Raw genomic sequence first — 17,443 nt, 5'->3', positions numbered from 1 at the left:
GTGCACTTGTGCCCGGTCGTGGCCGCCCGGCGTTTTTCCCGGACGGGGGACGGGCAGTCCCCGGCGGGGAGCAGAGGGGCGGCCCCGGACGTCCGGTACGCGGACCCGCCCGGGGCCGACCTCTGGCCCTCGTGCCTCAGTGCGGGACCGACGCGGCGGGCCGCGGCAGTCCGTAGTGCCCGCGCAGCGTCGCCGCGTCGTACGCGGTGCGGAACAGGCCGCGCGCCCGCAGGATCGGGACCACCTGGTCGGCGAAGAGGCCGAAGCCGCCCGGCAGCCACGGCGGCATGACGTTGAAGCCGTCGGCGGCTCCCTGCTCGAACCACTCCTGGATCTGGTCGGCCACCTGCTCGGGGGTGCCGGCCACCACGCGGTGGCCGCGCGCGCCCGCGAGGCGGTGCATGAGCCCGCGCACCGTGGGCTGTTCGCGGTCGATGATGTCCAGGACGAGCTGGAAGCGGCTGCCGTTGCCGCGTTCGCCCCGGGTCTCGATGAGCCGGCGGGGCACCGGCCCGTCCAGCTGGTCCGCGGTGAGGTCGAGACCCAGCAGACGCCGGAGCAGCTGGAGCGAGTACTCGGGCTGGGTGAGTTCGTCGAACTCCGCGTGCAGTGCCCGTGCCTCGGCCTCGGTCGCACCGATGAAGGGGCTGATGCCCGGCAGGACGAGCAGCAGGCCGGGGTCACGGCCGAGGGCCGCGGCCCGCGCCTTGAGGTCGGCGTAGAACTCCTGCCCGCTCCGCAGCGTCTGGTGCGCGGTGAAAACCGCCTCCGCGTAGGCCGCGGCGAAGGAGCGGCCGTCCTCGGAGGACCCGGCCTGGACGTACACCGGGCGGCCCTGCGGGGAGCGGGGGAGATTCAGCGGGCCGCGCACCTTGAGATGGCGGCCCGAGTGACCGATCTCGTGGATGCGGTCGGTGTCGGCGAACACACCGGTCTTCTGGTCGACGACCAGCGCCTCGTCCTCCCAGCTGTCCCAGAGATTCGTCACCACGTCGACGAACTCCCGCGCACGGTCGTACCGTTCGGCGTGCACCGGATGTCCGTCGAGGCCGAAGTTCTCCGCGGCCTGGGGGGCGCCGGTGGTGACGATGTTCCAGCCGGCCCGGCCCTTGCTGAGGTGGTCCAGTGAGGCGAACAGGCGCGCCAGGTTGTACGGCTCGGTGTACGTGGTCGAGGCCGTCGCGATCAGGCCGATGCGTTCGGTGGCCGCGGCGATCGCCGACAACCAGGTGAACGGTTCGAGCCGGAAGCGGCTCGCGTAGCGGACGTTGTCGGCCAGCGACGGACCGTCGGCGAAGAACACGGCGTCGAACGCGGCCGCCTCGGCCCGGCGGGCCAGCTCCTGGTAGAAGCCGATGTCGAGGATGCGGCCGGGGTCGGTGCCGTGGTGCCGCCAGGCGGCCTCGTGATGGCCGCCCGGATAGACGAACAGGTTCAGGTGCAGGCTGCGGGCGCTCATGCCGCGTTCTCCTCCTCGATCGGCCCGGCGCTGCCGGAGTTCCGCACGCCCAGCCGGGCCAGCAGCCGGCCGCGCAGGGCGGTGTACTCGGCGCCCGCGTGGTCCCGCGGTGCGGCGAGCCGCACGGGAAGGTCGGCCGCGATCCGGCCCCGGTCCAGCACCACCACCCGGTCCGCGAGCGCGATGGCCTCGTCGACGTCGTGCGTCACCAGGAGCACGGCCGGCCGGTGCCGCTCGCACAGCCGCCGCAGCAGGGCGTGCATCCTGATCCGGGTCAGCGCGTCCAGCGCGCCGAACGGCTCGTCCGCCAGCAGCAGCCGGGGTTCGCGTACCAGGGACCTCGCCAGCGAGACACGCTGCTGTTCGCCGCCCGACAGTTCCACCGGCCAGGCCCGTTCGCGTCCTGCGAGGCCGACCTCGGCGAGGGCGGCCCGGCCCCGGTCCTCGGCGAAGGGCCCGGTCAGGCCCAGCACGACGTTGTCGAGCAGCCGCTTCCAGGGCAGCAGCCGCGCGTCCTGGAAGACGACGGACACATGGTCGGGTGCGGTCAGTCCACCGCTGCCCGCCACCTCGTGGTCGAGGCCGGCCAGGGCGCGCAGCAGCGTGCTCTTGCCGGAGCCGCTGCGTCCCAGCAGTGCCACGAACTCCCCGGGCGCGATGGACAGGTCGAGCCCGTCCAGCACCCTGCGCTCGCCGAAGGAGCGCACCAGGTTCTCGATGCGGACCGTCACGCGGTCCGCCGTGTTCAGCCCGCCAGCGTCCGCCGCCATGACAGGGCCCTCCTCTCCACCAGACGTACGAGGGCGTCGGAGACCAGACCGAGCAGGCCGTACACCACGAGACCGACGATGATGACGTCGGTCTGCCCGTACGTCCGGGCCAGTTCCATCATGTAGCCGATGCCGCTGGTGGCGTTGACCTGCTCCACCACGACGAGTGCCAGCCAGGCGCCGGTCACCGCGAAGCGCATGCCGAGCAGGAAGCCGGGCAGGGCGCCGGGCAGCACGACGTGCCGGACGAAGCCGAGCCTGCCCAGGCGCACGGTCTCCGCCAGCTCGGCGTAGCGGTTGTCGATGGCGCGCAGTCCGTTGTGCGTGTGGATGTAGACCGGCACGAAGACGCCGAGCGCGATCGTGATCACCTTCATCGTCTCGCCGATGCCGAACCAGAGGATCAGCAACGGGATCAACGCCAGCGAGGGGATCGACCGTTTGATCTGCACCGGGCCGTCGATCACGGCCTCGCCGAGGCGGCTGAGTCCGGAGACGAGGGCGAGGACCAGCCCGGTCGCGACCCCGAACAGCAGCCCCAGCAGGGCACGTTGGGCGGAGGTGGCGAGGTGGGACTGGAGCTTGCCGTTGTCGACGAGGCCGCCCGCGGTGCCGGCGATGGTCCAGGGCGCGGGGAGGCTGCGGACGTCGAAGACGCCCAGTCCCGAACCCGCCGCCCAGAACGCGAGCAGCAGGACCGGGCCGATCGCCCACCCGTACCGCACGGGCTTGCCGGGGCCCGGGCGGTGTCGTCGTGGCCCGGGCGTACGCACCTGGTCCGGCCGGGCCTCGGTGGCCGGGAGCGCCTGCTTGTCGAAGATCGTGGTGCTCATGGCGACGTCCCTTCACCGGCAACGGCCTCGGCGGCCACCGGCTCGTAGCGGCGGTCGAAGAGGAGATCCGCGTCGAACGGCTCGCGGTCCTGCTCCTTCGCCAGCAGGTCGATGGTCTGCTGCTGCCGGTGGACGGCGTCGGTCCAGTCCGCCGGAAGGTCGGGGTGGCCGATGCGCCGGACCAGGTATTCGCCGTCCTCCTTGCTGAGTCCCTGGTCCTCGACGTAGTAGCCCGCCACCCATTCCGAGGGATGCCTGTCGATCCATATCTGCGCCCTGGCCCAGAACTTCACGAGTTCCCGGAGGGCGGCCGACTTCTGCGCGTCGGCGACGGATTCGGTCAGCGCCCACAGGTGTGCCGGGTCGTCCCGGAGCCCGTGCCTGACGGTCGCGCCGCCCTCCTTGCCGTAGTTGGCCAGGTAGCGCCTGATGTTGACGTCCGCGATGGGCGCGGCGTCCACCTGGTGGTTTCCGAGCGCGGTGGGATAGACGTCGCCGGTGCTCGCGAGTTCGACGAGTTCGACGTCCTGCTGGGTGAGACCGGCCTTCTTGAGAATGCGCAGGACGAGTGCTCCCTGGGCCTGCCCCGGGCTGTAGGCGATCTTCTTGCCCCGCAGGTCGGCGAGGGTCCTGATGCCGGAGCCCGGGGCGGTGCCCAGTTCGTAGACGGGGTTCTCGTACGGGTCCGCGCGGAACCTGACCGCCACGAGCTTCGTGTCGAGACCCGTCCAGTGGGCGTTGATCGACGGGATGTCCGCGGCCGAGCAGACGTCGAGTGCGTCGGCCCGGAAGGCCTCCGAGCACTGGGGGCCGCCGCTGATGTTGGCCCACTTCACCTTGAAGGGCAGTTCGTCGATCTGCCCGGACAGCTCCAGGGCGACCTTGAGGTCGGGCGCTCCGACGGTGAGCGTGGTGTCCCGTGCGACCGCGGCCGGGATCCTCTCTTTTGAGACGTCCTCGCTGCCCGCGGTCTGCGCCGGGGCCACACAGCCGGTGACGGTGAGGGAAAGGGCCAGTGCGGTCAGGGCGGGAAAGCCCCGGAATCCGGGCAGGGGTGTGCGAGAGGTCATCACGGCCTTCACGGGGAGCGGGAGAAAGGGGGCAGCGGGCGGTGTGGTTCAGCTACACACCGCGGTGGCGACGCGCATCAGATCGATGGCCCGTCGCTTCGTGAACTGCCGGGATTTCCGCATGCCGTGGACGCTAGCCAGGGGGTTGAAACCGGGTCAAGGGCTACCGGTCGGCTCCGCCGGTACTGCAACGACGCCTTCGTGGGCGCGTCATGTTCCGGAAACGCGGCGGCCCGAATAGGCGGACCAGCGCCCCTCGCGCCTGGCCACCGTGATGTCGCGGCCGAAGCACGCGGTCAGCCGCGAGTCGGTCAGGACACCCTCGACGGGACCACCGGCGAGGATCCTGCCCTCGCGCAGCAGCAGGGCGTGGCTGACGGCCGGGAACAGCTCCTCCAGATGGTGGGTGACCGTCACGGTGGCCAGGTGCGGACGCCTCTCGGCCAGTTGGTGCATGGCCTCGACGAGGTCCTCGCGGGAGGGCAGGTCGAGGGCGTTGAACGGCTCGTCGAGGAGCAGCAGCGCCGGATCGGCCATCAGCGCCCGGGCGATGAGGATCCGCGCCCGCTGCCCGCCCGAGCAGACCCCGTACGGCCGGTCGGCCAGCTCCTTGACGCCCAGCTCGGTCAGGAGGTCGCGGGCCCGGCCCCGGACCTCGTCGTCGTACGTCCGCCACAGGGGCTGCACGGTGCCGCTGTGGCCGGTGACCACGACCGCGTGGGCGGTGAGATCCTGCGGCACCCGCTGGGCGGCGTTGACATGGCCGATGCGCGCCCGCAGCTCGCGCACGTCGACCCGGCCGAGCCGGCTGCCGAGGACCTCGACCGTGCCGGCGGTGGGATGCATCAGCGCGCCGAGCAGCCGCAGCAGGGTGGTCTTCCCGGCGCCGTTGGCACCCAGCAGGGCCCAGTGCTCACCCGGCCGGACGGTCCAGTCGATGCCGTCGAGGATCAGCTGGTCGGTGGTGAGGCGCCGGACGTGCACGTCCCGGAGCCGGAGCACCGCCGCCTCCCGCTCGTTCTCCTGCGAGCCGGTCGTGCGCCCGGTCATGCCGTGCCTCCTTCGCGCGGGACGTGTGCCGTACCCCCGGCACAGTAGATGTACTGGCCATGCGCCTGCTGGACCGTCCGGTTCCTGGACGGGTCGCGACGGAACGCGGCGGCACTCGGACCGCGGACGAGTCCGCGTACTCCTTCGCGGCACGCGTGTCGGCCGGGGACCCGAAGGGCGTCCTGCGCCTGCCCCCGCTGTGACGGGGGCAGGCCGGAACCGGTCGGGTTCCCCGGGCGGGAGGGGAAGGGTCAGACGCCCGCCACCGACTGGATCCACGACCGGTAGGCGGTCACGTTCGTGTACGCCGTGGTGGACTGCCGGTCGCTGGTCGAGGCCACGCCGACCTGGACGCCACCGGCCATCATCGGGCCGCCCGAGTCGCCGCCCGCGGTGATGCCGTCGCCGGGGCGGGCGCATATCGCCCGGCCGTTGTAGGCGTCGTAACACCCGCTGGTGACGCTCAGGTTGGCGACCTTGAGGTACTGGGACTGGCAGTTGATCTCCGAGCCGCACCGTGAGGTGGCGCCCCAGCCGTAGACCTGAACGGTCTGGCCCACGCGCACCGTGCCCGGCTGTCCGAGCGGCGCGTAGGAGGCGGAGACGGAGCGGTCGAGCCGGACCAGCGCGAGGTCCGCGGAGGGATGGGTGGTGGTCTGCGCCCCGTTCGCCACCGTGCCGCCCGAGCCCTGGTCGAGGCTGCCGATACGGAAGGACAGGCCGCCGCCTCCGACGCAGTGCTTGGCCGTGAGGACCCAGGTGGGCGAGATGATGGTCGAGCTGCACGTCTGGGCGCCGTTGGAGAACAGCCGGGCCGCCCAGGGGGCGTTCTGCGCGTAGCCGCCGCCGATGATCGGCTGGGGGCCGCCGTCACCGGGGCGGGGCTCCGCCGCCGAGGACTGCGGAGCGAGCGCGAGGGCGGACAGCAGCGTGGCCGTGAGAGCGGCCGTCAGGGTGGGGGCGAGTCTGGAGGTTCGCAAGGCTCCTCGATTCCGACGGACACGCGTCGGGGCGCGTGTTCGGCCTGTGGGGGCGCCCAGCATCCCCGGCCCTGCCGCGGCATCGGCACTCCCGACTTCCCATAACGCGGCGTTATGCCGCGGGACGGCCCGTCCGGCGGTGCGCGCCGCCCACGTCCGCGGCAGTGCGGACGCAGACGGTCACGAGGTGTGGTCTCGGGCGGCCCGGGCGGGCGGCGTCCCCGAGCCGGACCGTCGGCGACAAGGCCCGGATCCCGTGGGTCAGCGCAGCAGCAGTTGCACGAGGGCGACGGTGCCGACCGTCACCACCAGCGTCCGCAGGACGACGGGCTTGAAGTGGCGGCCCACCTTGGCCCCGCCGTACCCGCCGAGGGCCGAGCCGACCGCCAGCAGGCCGACGGCGGTCCAGTCGAAGTCCGCGGCGAAGAGGAAGAAGAGCGCGGCGACGGTGTTGACGACGGCGGCGAGGACGTTCTTGACGGCGTTGAGGCGTTGCAGCGGCTCGTCGAGGAGCGTGCCCATGAGGGACAGGTAGATGATCCCCTGGGCGGCCGTGAAGTAGCCGCCGTAGACGCTGGCCAGGGTCAGGCCGGTGAACAGCAGCGGACCGCCGTCCCGGCGAGGGGAGGCGCCGGTGCGCGCACGGCGGCGCTGCACCCACTTGCCGATCTGGGGCTGCAGCGCCACCAGCACCAGGGCGAGGCCCACCAGGACCGGCACGATCGTCTCGAAGGCGTCCTCCGGGAGCGCGAGCAGCAGTGTGGCGCCCGCGAGACCGCCCATCAGGGCGCCGACGCTCAGCTTGAGGACCCGCCGCCGCTGGCCGCGCAGTTCCTCGCGGTAGCCGATGGCGCCGCTGATGGAGCCGGGGATGAGGCCGAGGGCGTTGGAGACGGTGGCGGTGACCGGCGACAGGCCCGTGGCCAGCAGCACGGGAAAGGTGATCAGGGTGCCGGAGCCGACCACGCTGTTGATGGCGCCCGCCCCGACGCCGGCCGCGAACACCGCGGCCATGGCCTCGGGCGTCACCCCGGGCCGTCCGAGGCCGCGCAGTGGGCCGGCCGGAAGGTGTCTGGTGCATCTTTCACGGGGCCGACTGTACCCACCGGCAGAGGTGGTACGTCCGGCGGTCTCCAACCGGTCCTGGATGGACGCTTCTTGACGTAAATTCACCTGATCATGCGGTGATACGATCACCGCGTTTGCGGAGCGGGCGGATGGGTGAAAGACGGCATCCCCGACTTCAGGGACAGCCCGGACAGCTACCCCGGTGCGGGCGGTCCACCGCCGTCCGCGTAGACGGGAATTCAGCAAGCCGGCCGTCAGTCGCCTGAAGAGAGTCTTATGACGGAATACACAGGGAACCCCTTGCTCTGGGTGGCCCTCGTCGCCCTCGTGGCCGCCGCCGTGCTCATCAGCCGCCAGCGCGGGGCGGCACGGGCGTTGCGGCAGCAGGTGCAGGGGCTCAGGGACCACTACACCCAGCTGGAGAACGATTACGGAAAATCCGTACAGGCGGCCCAGGAGCGGGCCGAGGACGAGACCAAGACGGTCCTGAAGTCCGCCATGCGGACCCTTCAGGGCCTCGCCGCGGAACAGCAGCTGGTCCTCTCCCGCCTGCAGACCAAGTACGGCGACTCGGCCCTCCTCCAGGACCTGCTGGAGATCGATCACACCAACTCGCAGTTCGGCCGGCGCGCCCAGTCCATCGCCGTGCTCTGCGACGGCTGGCTCGGCGGGCGGCGCGACACCGCCTCGGTGTACGACGTGGTGCGCAGCGCGCAGGGCCGCATCCGGCACTTCCGCAGGGTGGACATCCTCTCCCAGGTCGACTTCGGCATCACCAGCCGGGCCGTGGAGCCCGTCGCCCTCGCCCTGGCCGAACTGCTCGACAACGCCACCAGCTACTCCAGCCCCGACACCGTCGTGGAGATCAACCTCCGGACCGTGCCCAAGGGCATCTGCGTGGTCGTCGACGACGCCGGTGTGGGCATGAGCGACGAGGAGCGCGCCCGCGCCGACCGGCTGCTCGCCACCGAGCGCGCCTCGGGTGTGGCCGGGCTCGGCAATCCGCCGCAGTTCGGCTTCGCGGTCATCGGCCTGCTGTGCGAACGATTCGGCTTCGAGGTGTCGGTGGACTCCTCGTCCCCCTACGGAGGTGTACGGGCGGTGGTCCTGCTGCCGCACGAACTGCTCACCGGCGTGCCGGAGAAGAAGACTCCCGCCCCCGCTGCCCACGCCACCGCCCGGCCGGTCCGGGACGGCGGCGCCGAGGCCGCGCCCGTCTCGTCCCGGACCGACGACGGTCTGCCCCGGCGGCGCCGCAAGCGGCCGATGGCCATCGTGCCCGGCAACGAGCCCACCCCCCGCCCGGCGGGCCGCTCCGACTCCGAGCAGGCACAGGTCATGGGTGCCTTCCAGCGGGGAACGCGGTCCGGCCGGGTCACCGACCCCGAGGGCACCGACCGGACGCGCAGAACGCCTGGTGCCAGCAGCGAAGGACATGAGGTCTCGTGAACGACGATCTGTCATGGATGCTCGACAGCGCCCTGGAGATTCCGGGAGCCCTGCACGCCGTCCTGATATCCGCCGACGGTCTGCTGATGGCCCGGACGCAGGACTTCGACAAGGACGACGCCGACCGGGTCGCCGCCGCGATGAGCGGGGTGCAGTCGCTCAGCCGCACCCTCGCCTTCTTCTGTGAGGACCCCAGCCAGTCCTGGCGCCAGACCCTGGTCGAGTTCGACGGCGGCTGGGTGTTCCTGATCTCCGCCGGCGAAGGCGCCTACCTCGGTGTCTCCGCCTCCCCCGAGGTGGACATGGCCGACATCACCTTCCGGATGCAGCAGCTCGTCGCCCAGCTCGGCAAACGGCTGACGACACCGCCGCGCGAGAACCTCGGCGCCCGCTCATGACCGGCCACGACGGCTGGGAGCCCGAGGTGCCGGAGTTAGTACGGCCGTACGTCATCACCAAGGGCCGCGGCCTGCCCGACGAGGACCACCTCTCCCTCATCACCCTCGTCACCGCCTCCGCCGAGGACACCCGGCGCCCGGCCCGGCTGTCACCCGAGGAGCAGAGCCTGCTGGACCTCTGCTCGGCCGGCTACCTCTCGGTCGCCGAGATCGCCGGACACACCCACTTCCCGCTCGGCGTGGTGCGGATCCTGCTGGCCTCCCTGATGGAGGGCGGCCACCTCATGACCCGCCCGCCGGTGGCCCGCGCCCGGCTCGCGGACAAGGAGATCCTGGAGGAGGTGCTCAATGGGCTCCGCGCCAAGTTTGGATGAGCGGGACTACGTACGCGGCGGGGCGACCCAGACCGCGGTCAAGATCCTCGTCGTCGGACACTTCGCGGTGGGCAAGACCACCCTCATCGGCTCCATCTCGGAGATCGAGCCGCTGTCCACCGAGGAGACGATGACGCAGGCCGCCGAGTCGGTCGACGACCTGGGCGGCGTCCAGGGCAAGACCACCACCACGGTCGCCATGGACTTCGGCCGCCTCACGATCAGCGACCGCGTCGTCCTCTACCTCTTCGGCACCCCCGGCCAGCAGCGCTTCGTCCAGATGTGGGAGGACATGGCACGCGGCGCGCTCGGCGCCCTGGTGCTGGTCGACCCCGAGCGGCTGGCGGACTCCTTCCCCGTGATCGACCTCATCGAGCACTACGGGCTCGACTACGCCATCGCCGTCAACCACTTCGACGGCACCCCGCTGCGTGACGAACACGCGCTGCGCGAGGCGCTCGACCTGCTCGACGACACCCCCGTCGTCACCTGCGACGCCCGCGACGAGAAGTCCTCGGCGGCCGCACTGACCACCCTCGTCCGCTACTTGCTGGACCGCACCCGCTAGGAGCTGGGAGCAGACATGAACGCTCACGACACGGCCCCGGTGCCGCCGCCCGGGTGCCCGGCCCACGGCTCCGGCGCCAGAGTGCCCCTGCACGGACCGGAGTTCGCCGCCGACCCGCAGGCGTACTACGAGTACCTGCGCCACTACGGGGCCGCGGCGCCCGTCGAACTGGCCCCGGGCGTCGAGGCGACCCTGGTCACGGACTACGCCGCCGCCCTCCAGCTGCTCCAGGACTCCGGGTCCTTCCGGAAGGACGCCCGGCGCTGGCGGGCCTTCAACGAGGGCAAGGTCGGCCCGGACAGCCCGGTCGCGCCCCTGCTCGCCTACCGGCCCAACTGCATGTTCGCCGACGGCGCCGACCACCTCAGGCTCCGCCAGGCCGTCACCGACAGCATGGCGCGGGTGGACACCCGGCGGCTGAGCCGGAGCACGGAGCAGATCTCCGGCTACCTCATCTCCCAGTTCGCCGCCCGCGGATCCGCCGACCTTCTCGGCGACTACGCCAAGCAGCTGCCGCTGTTCGTGTTCAACGAACTCTTCGGCTGCCCCGCCGACATCGGCGACCGGGTGCTGTTCGGCATCTCCGGCATGTTCGACGGCGTCAACGCCGAGAAGGCCGTCGAGGTGCTCTTCCAGGCGGTGGGGGAACTCGTCGCGCTCAAGCGGAGCAAGCCCGGCGACGACGTCACCTCCTGGCTGATGCGCCACGAGGCGGGCCTCAGCGACGAGGAGATGGTCCACCAGCTCGCCCTGCTCCTCGGCGCGGGCGCCGAGCCGCTGCGCAACCTCATCGGCAACACGCTGCACCGCCTGCTCACCCATGAGCGGTACGCGCGCGAGGGCGGCCTGATCGACGAGGCGCTGGACGACACGCTGTGGGAGAACCCGCCCATGTCGAACTACGCGCCGCACTACCCGGCCGCCGACACGGAACTCGCCGGACAGCACCTCCAGGCGGGCGATCTCGTGCTGGTCAGCTTCGCCGCGGCCAACACCGGACCGGCCCTCAGGGCCTCCCGCCAGGCCGGCAGCAACCGCGCGCACCTCGCCTGGAGCGCCGGACCGCACGCCTGCCCGTCCAAGGAACCGGCCCGGCACATCACGGTCACCGCCATCGAGCACCTCTTCAACGAGCTGCCCGACGTCGAACTCGCCGTCCCGGAGGACAGCCTGACCTGGCGTCCGGGCCCCTTCAACCGGGCCCTGGCCACCCTGCCGGCCCGCTTCACCCCGGCCCGCACCGGACGCGGTGCCGAGCCGCGGCCGACCCCGGGTGCGGCGGAGTCCGAGGCCGCCACCCCGGCCCGGCCGGCCGAACGCAGCGGCATGTGGAGCCAGTTCCTCAACTGGCTCACACGGTGATCTGTACAACACCCTCCCAACCCGCCCCTTTCGCATGAAGGTTGAACGGCACGGGTAGTGAGCAACGCGGCATTCAAGTTGCTTACGAGTAAAAGGAGGTGTCGTGGACCACATATCCACGAACGCCGCTTTCCCGCCGCCGAAACCCCCGATACCCGCCTCTCCCGGCGGGTATCGCTCTGTGCGGCTCCGGCCGGGGACGGGCCGGTGACCGCCGCGCCGACGGGTACGGACCCGCGGGGCGTGCCGACACTCGGCGCCCTCACGGGCGGCCAGCTGCGAAGACTCGGCGCGGTCGCCGGCCTCGCCGGAGCGGACATCGAGACCTACGCCCGGGTCCTGACGGACTCCCTGGGGCCGGTGGCCGGACGGCCGCTCCACCTGCCGCCGCCCTACCGCACCTTCCTCTCCGACGATCACACCCCCGTCGAGTTCTCCCTCTCCTTCCGGCCGGACGCGGCCCCCGTCCTGCGGGTGCTCATCGAACCGGGCTGCGGCGCAGACAGCCTGGCTCACAACGGCCGGGCCGGACTGGAGACGGTCCGGGAGATGGCGCGCCGGTGGCGTTTCGGAACCGGCCCCCTCGACGAGGTGACGGACCTCTTCCTGCCGCCCGCTCCGCACGGCCCCCTGGCCCTGTGGTGCGCGCTGGAACTGACACCCGGCGGTGTGCCCAAGGTCAAGGTCTACCTGAACCCCGCCGCCAACGGGGAGGAACGTTCCGCCGCGACGGTGCGCGAGGCGCTGCGCCGACTGGGGCTCGGGCGGGCCTACGCCAACCTGCCCCCGGGCAGCGGTCATCCGTTCCTCGCCCTGGACCTGGGGGACTGGGAGGAACCCCGGGTGAAGGTCTACGTGCGCCACGACAGCCTGACCTCCGCCCGTGCCGGGAGGCTGTCCCGCATGATCCCGGAGCCGGTTCCGGCCATGGTCGAAGGCTTCTTCCGCACGGTCGCGGGCGCCGGGCCCGGGGCGACGGGACTCGACGGGCTGCCCGGCCTGTCCTGCCACTCCTTCACCGGCCCGGCGGACCCCCGGCCCAGCGGGTTCACCCTGCACATCCCGGTCAGGGACTACGCCCCGCACGACGGGGAGGCCCTGGCCCGGGCGTCGCGGCTGCTGCAACGGCACGGCATGGACGCCTCGATGCTGGTCCGGGCGCTGGCCGCCGTCACCGACCGGCGGCCGGAGGACGGGGTCGGGCTCATCGCCTACCTGGCGCTGGCCCTCCAGCGGGGCCGGCCGCCGCGGGTGACGGCGTACCTCTCCTCGGAGGCGTACGCGGTCCGGCCGCCCGCCGCGATGCCGGCCCGGCATCCGGTCGCGGTGCACTGAGCCGGCCGCCCGGCACACCACAGGGGCTCCCGGCCGACGTCACCGGGAGCCCCTGGGCACGACGCCGTGCGGGACGGTCACACGGGCAGCGACTCCCGGAACTCCGCCAGGTACGGGCCCACGTCGACCTGGATCGAGGCGCCCTCGGTCCGGCCGTAGCGCTGGGCCACGGAGGTGAGGTAGGTGCCGATCTCCTCGCGCATCGCCTCCGCCGCGGGCAGTTCGGCCTCGCCGTCGATGATCCGCGCCACCCACTCCGCCTGCGCCTCCACCAGCCGGGTGATCGCGCCCACGGGCCGGACCAGCCCGACGAAGTAGAGACCCGGCCGGCCGGCCGGGACGACCCGTCGGTACAGCTCGACCGAACCGTCCGCCGCCACCGGGCAGCCGGCCGGCAGGAAGGGGAAGGTCATGTGGAAGCCCGTGCAGTACACGACGGCGTCCGCGGTCGTGGAGGTGCCGTCGGTGAAGACGACCCGGTCGCCGTCGAAGGAGGCGATCGCGGGCTTCGGGGTCACGGCGCCGTGCCGGATCCGGCTGAGGATCTCGTCCGAGAGAGTCACGGCGGAGGAGAAGACCGGGTGGTCGGGCTCGGGCAGGCCGTAGTCCGCCAGTCTGCCGCGTGCGACGAGCAGCGACCGCTCCACCCAACTGCGCTGCTCGGCGAAGGACATCTCGGTCCACCAGGGCGCCTCGGCGATCTCGTCGACCGACATCCCGAAGAGCTGCTTGGGCACGATGTGCAGCCCCCGCCGCACCGACAGCACGGTCTCTTCGGCGTGCCGAGAGAGGTCGGCCGCGATGTCCACGGCGGACGCCCCGAGCCCGACGACGACGACCCGGCGTCCGTCGAAGTCGGCGCCGTCACGGTAGTCCAGGGAGTGCAGAATCGTTCCATCGAAGGAGTCGGCGCCGGGCGGGAGCGGGTCGGGCAGGGCCGGGTCGGTGTGATGTCCGGAGGCGACGATCACCTGCTCGAAGCGGCGGGCCGACTCCGTGCCGCCCGCGTCGCGGCTGACCACCGTCCACGCGCCGTCCGCGCCCTGGCGTACCGCCACCACCTCGGTCCGCAGCTCGATGTGGTCGAGCAGGCCCGCCCACTCGGCGAAGGAGCGCAAGTACGCGGCGACCTGGCTGTGCCGGGGGTAGAGCGGATACGAGGACGGCATGGGGAAACCGGCGTAACCGGTCAGCTGCTTCGCGGTGTTCAGGTGCAGCGACAGGTAGCCCGGCCCCCGCTCGCCGGCCTCCGGCTGCCGCCAGATCCCGCCGACGTCGGGCGCCCTCTCCAGGCAGACGAATCCGATGTCACGCTCCTTGAGCGAGTGCGCCACCGCCAATCCCGACAGACCTGCACCGATCACACACACGCGCACGGGATTTCCCCCCAGGACGGACCAGACCTCCCCCGATCATGCATTGACTGCCCATCCGCATCCCGCGGCACACCAGCACGAGGGACGAACAGACGTGTTCGTCCTCACGTTTCACGCGCCGCGCAGATCCCGGACCCGGCGGAGCTTGCCGAGGGAGCGCTCCAGGGTCTCCGGCGCGACGACCTCCACCTCCACCGTGACGCCCACGCCGTCCTTGACGCCCTGGACGATCGCCCGGGCGGCGGCCTCGCGCTGCTCGGGACCGGCGTCGGGACGGGCCTCGACCCGCACGGTCATGTGGTCCATCCGGCCGCGCTCGGAGAGCTGGATCTGGAAGTGCGGGGCGACGCCCGGTGTGCGCAGCACGATCTCCTCGATCTGGGTGGGGAAGACGTTCACCCCACGCAGGATGATCATGTCGTCGCAGCGGCCGGTGACCTTCTGCATCCGGCGGAAGGCGGGGCGGGCGGTGCCCGGCAGCAGCCGCGACAGGTCGCGCGTGCGGTAGCGGACGACCGGCAGCGCCTCCTTGGTGAGGGAGGTGAAGACGATCTCGCCCTCCTCGCCCTCGGGCAGGACGGCGTCCGTGAGCGGGTCCACCACCTCCGGATAGAAGTGGTCCTCCCACACGTGCAGCCCGTCCTTGGTCTCGACGCACTCCTGCGCCACACCCGGGCCGATCACCTCGGACAGGCCGTATATGTCCACGGCGTGGATGTCCATCCGCTCCTCGATCTCGCGGCGCATCTCCTCGGTCCACGGCTCGGCGCCGAAGATGCCGACCTTCAGCGAGCTGGAGCGCGGGTCGACGCCCTGCCGCTCGAACTCGTCGAGCAGGGTGAGCATGTAGGAGGGGGTGACCATGATGATCTCGGGCCGGAAGTCCTGGATGATCTGCACCTGGCGCGCGGTCATGCCGCCGGAGGCCGGGATCACCGTGCACCCGGCGCGTTCGGCGCCGTAGTGCGCGCCGAGACCGCCGGTGAACAGGCCGTAGCCGTAGGAGATGTGCACCTTGTGGCCGGGACGCCCGCCCGCGGCCCGGATCGAACGGGCGACGACGTCGGCCCACGTGGACAGGTCGTTGTCCGTGTACCCGACGACGGTGGCGCGGCCGGTGGTGCCGCTGGAGGCGTGCACCCGCCGCACGTCCTCCATCGGGACGGCGAACATCCCGAAGGGGTAGGTGTCCCGCAGGTCCGCCTTGGTGGTGAAGGGGAAGCGGGAGAGGTCCGCCAGGCTGCGGCAGTCGTCCGGGGCGACCCCGGCGGCGTCGAACTTCTTGCGGTACAGCTCCACGTTCTCGTAGGCGTGCCGCAGGGTCGCGCGCAGCCTGCCCAGCTGGAGCTCCGCGAGCTGCTCCCGGGACAGGCGCTCGGCGTCGTCCAGCAGGTCGTGGGGGAGCGGTTCACCCGGGCGGGGTGCCGGGGCCGCCCCGGTCGTCGGCTCGCTGCTCATCGCGGCTCCTTCGTCGTCGTGCCCGGCGTCCGGTCCCCGGTGGTGTCCCGCATGCTGCGGCTGCGTCCGCGGAACTCCGCGATCACCTCGTCGCCGCGCCGCACGCTCACGTCGTACACGCCGCTGCGGCCGAACCGGGCCCGTTCCTCGGCGCGGGCCACGAGGACGTCGCCCTGGCGGGCCGGGGCGACGAAGACGATGTCGGCGCCGGCCGCGACGGTCACCGGACCGTGGCTGTTGCAGGCGCAGGCGAAGGCGGTGTCGGCGAGCAGGAACAGATAGCCGCCGTGGGCGATCCGGTGTCCGTTCACCATCGCCGGGGTCACGGTCATCCGGAGTACGGCGGTCCCCTCGCCGTGCTCGACCAGCTCGATGCCCAGCCCCCGGGAGGCCTCGTCCGCGGAGAACATCGTCTCCGTGGGTGTCGGCCCAGTGGCCTGCGACATCCTTCCCACCACCTTCTGTCCCAACCGACCATTCGGTCAGCGCGCGGCACGGCCCAGTAATCCAGCCGCGCGGGCGCCCTGTCAAGAGTGCGAGCGGCGGGGTCCCGGGTCTTGCCCGGTGCCCGGAAACCCGTCACACTGGCACCGAACGAATGGTCGGTTGGGAAGCTGGTGACGATGACCACGACACACGCCGCCGAGGCGCCGCCCCCGGACGGTCTCCAGGAGCACTTCGACGCGACGATCGCGCACGACCAGCGCATCGAGCCGCGCGACTGGATGCCCGAGGGCTACCGGAAGACGCTGATCCGGCAGATCGCCCAGCACGCCCACTCGGAGATCATCGGCATGCAGCCGGAGGGCGAGTGGATCACCCGGGCGCCGTCGCTGCGCCGCAAGGCGATCCTGTTCGCCAAGGTCCAGGACGAGGCCGGCCACGGCCTGTACCTGTACTCGGCGGCCGAGACCCTCGGCGCCGACCGCGACGACCTCACCGAGCGCCTGATCGAGGGCCGGCAGAAGTACTCGTCGATCTTCAACTACCCGACCCTCAGCTTCGCCGACGTCGGCGTGATCGGCTGGTTCGTGGACGGCGCGGCCATCTGCAACCAGGTACCGCTGTGCCGCAGCTCGTACGGCCCGTACGCGCGCGCGATGGTGCGCATCTGCAAGGAGGAGTCGTTCCACCAGCGGCAGGGCTACGAGCTGCTGATGACGATGATGCGCGGCACCACGGCCCAGCGCGAGATGGTCCAGGACGCGGTGGACCGCTGGTGGTGGCCGTCCCTGATGATGTTCGGCCCGCCCGACGACGCCTCGCCCAACTCGGCGCAGTCGATGGCCTGGAAGATCAAGCGGCACAGCAACGACGAGCTGCGCCGCCGCTTCGTCGACATGACCGTCCCGCAGGCCGAGAAGCTGGGCGTCACCCTGCCCGACCCGGAGCTGCGGTGGAACGAGGAGGCGGGGCACCACGACTTCGGCACCCCGGACTGGGACGAGCTGATGCGGGTCATCAAGGGCGACGGCCCGTGCAACGCACAGCGGAGCGAGCGGCGGCGGACCGCCCACGAAGAGGGCGCCTGGGTGCGCGAGGCGGCCACCGCCCACGCCGCCAAGCAGGCCGCCCGCGCGGCGAAGGGAGCGGTGGCATGACCCCCGAGAAGCAGGGCTGGCCTCTGTACGAGGTCTTCGTGCGCGGCAAGCGCGGCCTCAACCACGTGCACGTCGGCTCGCTGCACGCCGCCGACGACGCCATGGCCCTCACCCACGCCCGCGACCTCTACACCCGGCGCAACGAGGGCGTGAGCATCTGGGTGGTCCGCTCCGAGCACATCGCCGCCTCCACCCGGGACGAGAAGGACCCCTTCTTCGCCCCCAGCGCGGACAAGGTCTACCGCCACCCGACCTTCTACGACATCCCCGACGACGTCCCCCACATCTAGGA

General features: G+C 71.9%; 20 protein-coding genes. 9 read left to right on the top strand and 11 right to left on the bottom strand.

Annotated features, from left to right (window positions below; translation table 11 throughout):
- Window positions 1-136: 136 nt before the first annotated feature.
- The 6 genes from OIE75_RS02695 to OIE75_RS02675 all read right to left on the bottom strand — a co-directional run bounded on the left by OIE75_RS02695 (window position 137) and on the right by OIE75_RS02675 (window position 5,182).
- Window positions 137-1,459: an LLM class flavin-dependent oxidoreductase gene (locus OIE75_RS02695; RefSeq protein ID WP_307009300.1), complete on the bottom strand. Its 1,323-nt coding sequence runs from the start codon at window positions 1,457-1,459 to the stop codon at window positions 137-139.
- Window positions 1,456-2,229, bottom strand: coding sequence for an ABC transporter ATP-binding protein (locus OIE75_RS02690; protein ID WP_307009299.1), 774 nt, complete (start codon window positions 2,227-2,229; stop codon window positions 1,456-1,458). The genes OIE75_RS02695 and OIE75_RS02690 overlap by 4 nt, the downstream gene beginning before the upstream one ends.
- Window positions 2,205-3,062, bottom strand: a complete 858-nt coding sequence (locus OIE75_RS02685; RefSeq protein WP_307009297.1) for an ABC transporter permease — start codon at window positions 3,060-3,062, stop codon at window positions 2,205-2,207. The genes OIE75_RS02690 and OIE75_RS02685 overlap by 25 nt, the downstream gene beginning before the upstream one ends.
- A complete protein-coding gene (locus OIE75_RS02680) occupies window positions 3,059-4,132 on the bottom strand; it encodes an ABC transporter substrate-binding protein (RefSeq protein ID WP_329469341.1) in 1,074 nt (357 codons plus the stop codon). Before OIE75_RS02680 ends, OIE75_RS02685 begins: the two co-directional genes overlap by 4 nt.
- 48 nt (window positions 4,133-4,180) lie before the next feature.
- Window positions 4,181-4,255, bottom strand: coding sequence for a putative leader peptide (locus OIE75_RS41400; protein WP_352157278.1), 75 nt, complete (start codon window positions 4,253-4,255; stop codon window positions 4,181-4,183).
- A gap of 87 nt (window positions 4,256-4,342) precedes the next feature.
- The gene (locus OIE75_RS02675; protein WP_329469340.1) at window positions 4,343-5,182 is read right to left on the bottom strand and encodes an ABC transporter ATP-binding protein; all 840 of its coding nucleotides are present in this window, start codon (window positions 5,180-5,182) and stop codon (window positions 4,343-4,345) included.
- A gap of 59 nt (window positions 5,183-5,241) precedes the next feature.
- Here OIE75_RS02675 and OIE75_RS02670 point away from each other — a divergent pair, with 59 nt between their 5' ends.
- A complete protein-coding gene (locus OIE75_RS02670) occupies window positions 5,242-5,385 on the top strand; it encodes a hypothetical protein (protein ID WP_329469339.1) in 144 nt (47 codons plus the stop codon).
- A 48-nt stretch (window positions 5,386-5,433) separates the two neighbouring features.
- Here OIE75_RS02670 and OIE75_RS02665 read toward each other — a convergent pair whose 3' ends face one another.
- A complete protein-coding gene (locus tag OIE75_RS02665) occupies window positions 5,434-6,162 on the bottom strand; it encodes a S1 family peptidase (RefSeq protein WP_307009291.1) in 729 nt (242 codons plus the stop codon).
- Window positions 6,163-6,423: 261 nt separating this feature from the next.
- Entirely contained in the window at window positions 6,424-7,176 is a 753-nt protein-coding gene (locus OIE75_RS02660) for a sulfite exporter TauE/SafE family protein (protein ID WP_329469336.1), read from the bottom strand.
- A gap of 330 nt (window positions 7,177-7,506) precedes the next feature.
- Between OIE75_RS02660 and OIE75_RS02655 the strand changes: the two genes are divergently transcribed.
- The 6 genes from OIE75_RS02655 (at window position 7,507) to OIE75_RS02630 (ending at window position 12,716) form a co-directional block, all read left to right on the top strand.
- Window positions 7,507-8,679: an ATP-binding protein gene (locus OIE75_RS02655; protein ID WP_329469334.1), complete on the top strand. Its 1,173-nt coding sequence runs from the start codon at window positions 7,507-7,509 to the stop codon at window positions 8,677-8,679.
- Entirely contained in the window at window positions 8,676-9,077 is a 402-nt protein-coding gene (locus OIE75_RS02650; RefSeq protein WP_109032225.1) for a roadblock/LC7 domain-containing protein, read from the top strand. Before OIE75_RS02655 ends, OIE75_RS02650 begins: the two co-directional genes overlap by 4 nt.
- Window positions 9,074-9,451, top strand: a complete 378-nt coding sequence (locus OIE75_RS02645; protein WP_307009284.1) for a DUF742 domain-containing protein — start codon at window positions 9,074-9,076, stop codon at window positions 9,449-9,451. Before OIE75_RS02650 ends, OIE75_RS02645 begins: the two co-directional genes overlap by 4 nt.
- Window positions 9,426-10,019 (top strand): GTP-binding protein, encoded by a 594-nt coding sequence (locus OIE75_RS02640; RefSeq protein ID WP_122617770.1) that lies wholly within the window; start codon window positions 9,426-9,428, stop codon window positions 10,017-10,019. The genes OIE75_RS02645 and OIE75_RS02640 overlap by 26 nt, the downstream gene beginning before the upstream one ends.
- Window positions 10,020-10,034: 15 nt before the next feature.
- Window positions 10,035-11,381 carry a cytochrome P450 gene (locus OIE75_RS02635; protein ID WP_329469332.1) on the top strand — a complete coding sequence of 449 codons (1,347 nt, stop codon included), beginning with the start codon at window positions 10,035-10,037 and terminating at the stop codon, window positions 11,379-11,381.
- 207 nt (window positions 11,382-11,588) lie between these two features.
- Complete coding sequence (locus OIE75_RS02630) at window positions 11,589-12,716, top strand: tryptophan dimethylallyltransferase family protein (RefSeq protein WP_329469330.1); 1,128 nt, start codon at window positions 11,589-11,591, stop codon at window positions 12,714-12,716.
- 77 nt (window positions 12,717-12,793) lie between these two features.
- Here the strand turns inward: OIE75_RS02630 and OIE75_RS02625 are convergent, their stop codons facing one another.
- From OIE75_RS02625 to paaI, 3 genes are all read right to left on the bottom strand, one after another.
- Window positions 12,794-14,092, bottom strand: a complete 1,299-nt coding sequence (locus OIE75_RS02625; RefSeq protein ID WP_329469328.1) for a flavin-containing monooxygenase — start codon at window positions 14,090-14,092, stop codon at window positions 12,794-12,796.
- Between the two features lie 111 nt (window positions 14,093-14,203).
- A complete protein-coding gene (paaK, locus tag OIE75_RS02620) occupies window positions 14,204-15,550 on the bottom strand; it encodes a phenylacetate--CoA ligase PaaK (protein WP_329469327.1) in 1,347 nt (448 codons plus the stop codon).
- Window positions 15,547-15,996, bottom strand: coding sequence for a hydroxyphenylacetyl-CoA thioesterase PaaI (gene paaI / locus OIE75_RS02615; RefSeq protein WP_329469326.1), 450 nt, complete (start codon window positions 15,994-15,996; stop codon window positions 15,547-15,549). The genes paaK and paaI overlap by 4 nt, the downstream gene beginning before the upstream one ends.
- A gap of 177 nt (window positions 15,997-16,173) precedes the next feature.
- On the opposite strand from paaI, the gene paaA reads away from it, so the two are divergent.
- Together paaA and paaB are read left to right on the top strand one after the other, a co-directional pair.
- Window positions 16,174-17,151: a 1,2-phenylacetyl-CoA epoxidase subunit PaaA gene (gene paaA, locus OIE75_RS02610; RefSeq protein WP_329469325.1), complete on the top strand. Its 978-nt coding sequence runs from the start codon at window positions 16,174-16,176 to the stop codon at window positions 17,149-17,151.
- On the top strand, window positions 17,148-17,441 hold the full coding sequence (gene paaB, locus OIE75_RS02605; protein ID WP_122617775.1) for a 1,2-phenylacetyl-CoA epoxidase subunit PaaB: 294 nt from the start codon (window positions 17,148-17,150) through the stop codon (window positions 17,439-17,441). Before paaA ends, paaB begins: the two co-directional genes overlap by 4 nt.
- The last annotated feature ends 2 nt before the right edge of the window (window positions 17,442-17,443 follow it).

This window comes from Streptomyces sp. NBC_01723 (assembly GCF_036246005.1).
Classification (GTDB): domain Bacteria; phylum Actinomycetota; class Actinomycetes; order Streptomycetales; family Streptomycetaceae; genus Streptomyces.
The sequence above is the reverse complement of the archived record's forward strand: the minus strand, read 5'-3'. Positions and strand labels throughout refer to the sequence as shown.

Coding starts and splice junctions, on each gene's coding strand:
- paaA (WP_329469325.1), top strand. CDS start 16,174: ATGACCACGACACACGCCGCCGAGGCGCCGCCCCCGGACGGTCTCCAG.
- OIE75_RS02690 (WP_307009299.1), bottom strand. CDS start 2,229: ATGGCGGCGGACGCTGGCGGGCTGAACACGGCGGACCGCGTGACGGTC.
- paaB (WP_122617775.1), top strand. CDS start 17,148: ATGACCCCCGAGAAGCAGGGCTGGCCTCTGTACGAGGTCTTCGTGCGC.
- paaI (WP_329469326.1), bottom strand. CDS start 15,996: ATGTCGCAGGCCACTGGGCCGACACCCACGGAGACGATGTTCTCCGCG.
- OIE75_RS02680 (WP_329469341.1), bottom strand. CDS start 4,132: ATGACCTCTCGCACACCCCTGCCCGGATTCCGGGGCTTTCCCGCCCTG.
- OIE75_RS02640 (WP_122617770.1), top strand. CDS start 9,426: ATGGGCTCCGCGCCAAGTTTGGATGAGCGGGACTACGTACGCGGCGGG.
- paaK (WP_329469327.1), bottom strand. CDS start 15,550: ATGAGCAGCGAGCCGACGACCGGGGCGGCCCCGGCACCCCGCCCGGGT.
- OIE75_RS02655 (WP_329469334.1), top strand. CDS start 7,507: ATGACGGAATACACAGGGAACCCCTTGCTCTGGGTGGCCCTCGTCGCC.
- OIE75_RS02645 (WP_307009284.1), top strand. CDS start 9,074: ATGACCGGCCACGACGGCTGGGAGCCCGAGGTGCCGGAGTTAGTACGG.
- OIE75_RS02695 (WP_307009300.1), bottom strand. CDS start 1,459: ATGAGCGCCCGCAGCCTGCACCTGAACCTGTTCGTCTATCCGGGCGGC.
- OIE75_RS02685 (WP_307009297.1), bottom strand. CDS start 3,062: ATGAGCACCACGATCTTCGACAAGCAGGCGCTCCCGGCCACCGAGGCC.
- OIE75_RS02675 (WP_329469340.1), bottom strand. CDS start 5,182: ATGACCGGGCGCACGACCGGCTCGCAGGAGAACGAGCGGGAGGCGGCG.
- OIE75_RS02635 (WP_329469332.1), top strand. CDS start 10,035: ATGAACGCTCACGACACGGCCCCGGTGCCGCCGCCCGGGTGCCCGGCC.
- OIE75_RS02660 (WP_329469336.1), bottom strand. CDS start 7,176: ATGGCCGCGGTGTTCGCGGCCGGCGTCGGGGCGGGCGCCATCAACAGC.
- OIE75_RS02670 (WP_329469339.1), top strand. CDS start 5,242: ATGCGCCTGCTGGACCGTCCGGTTCCTGGACGGGTCGCGACGGAACGC.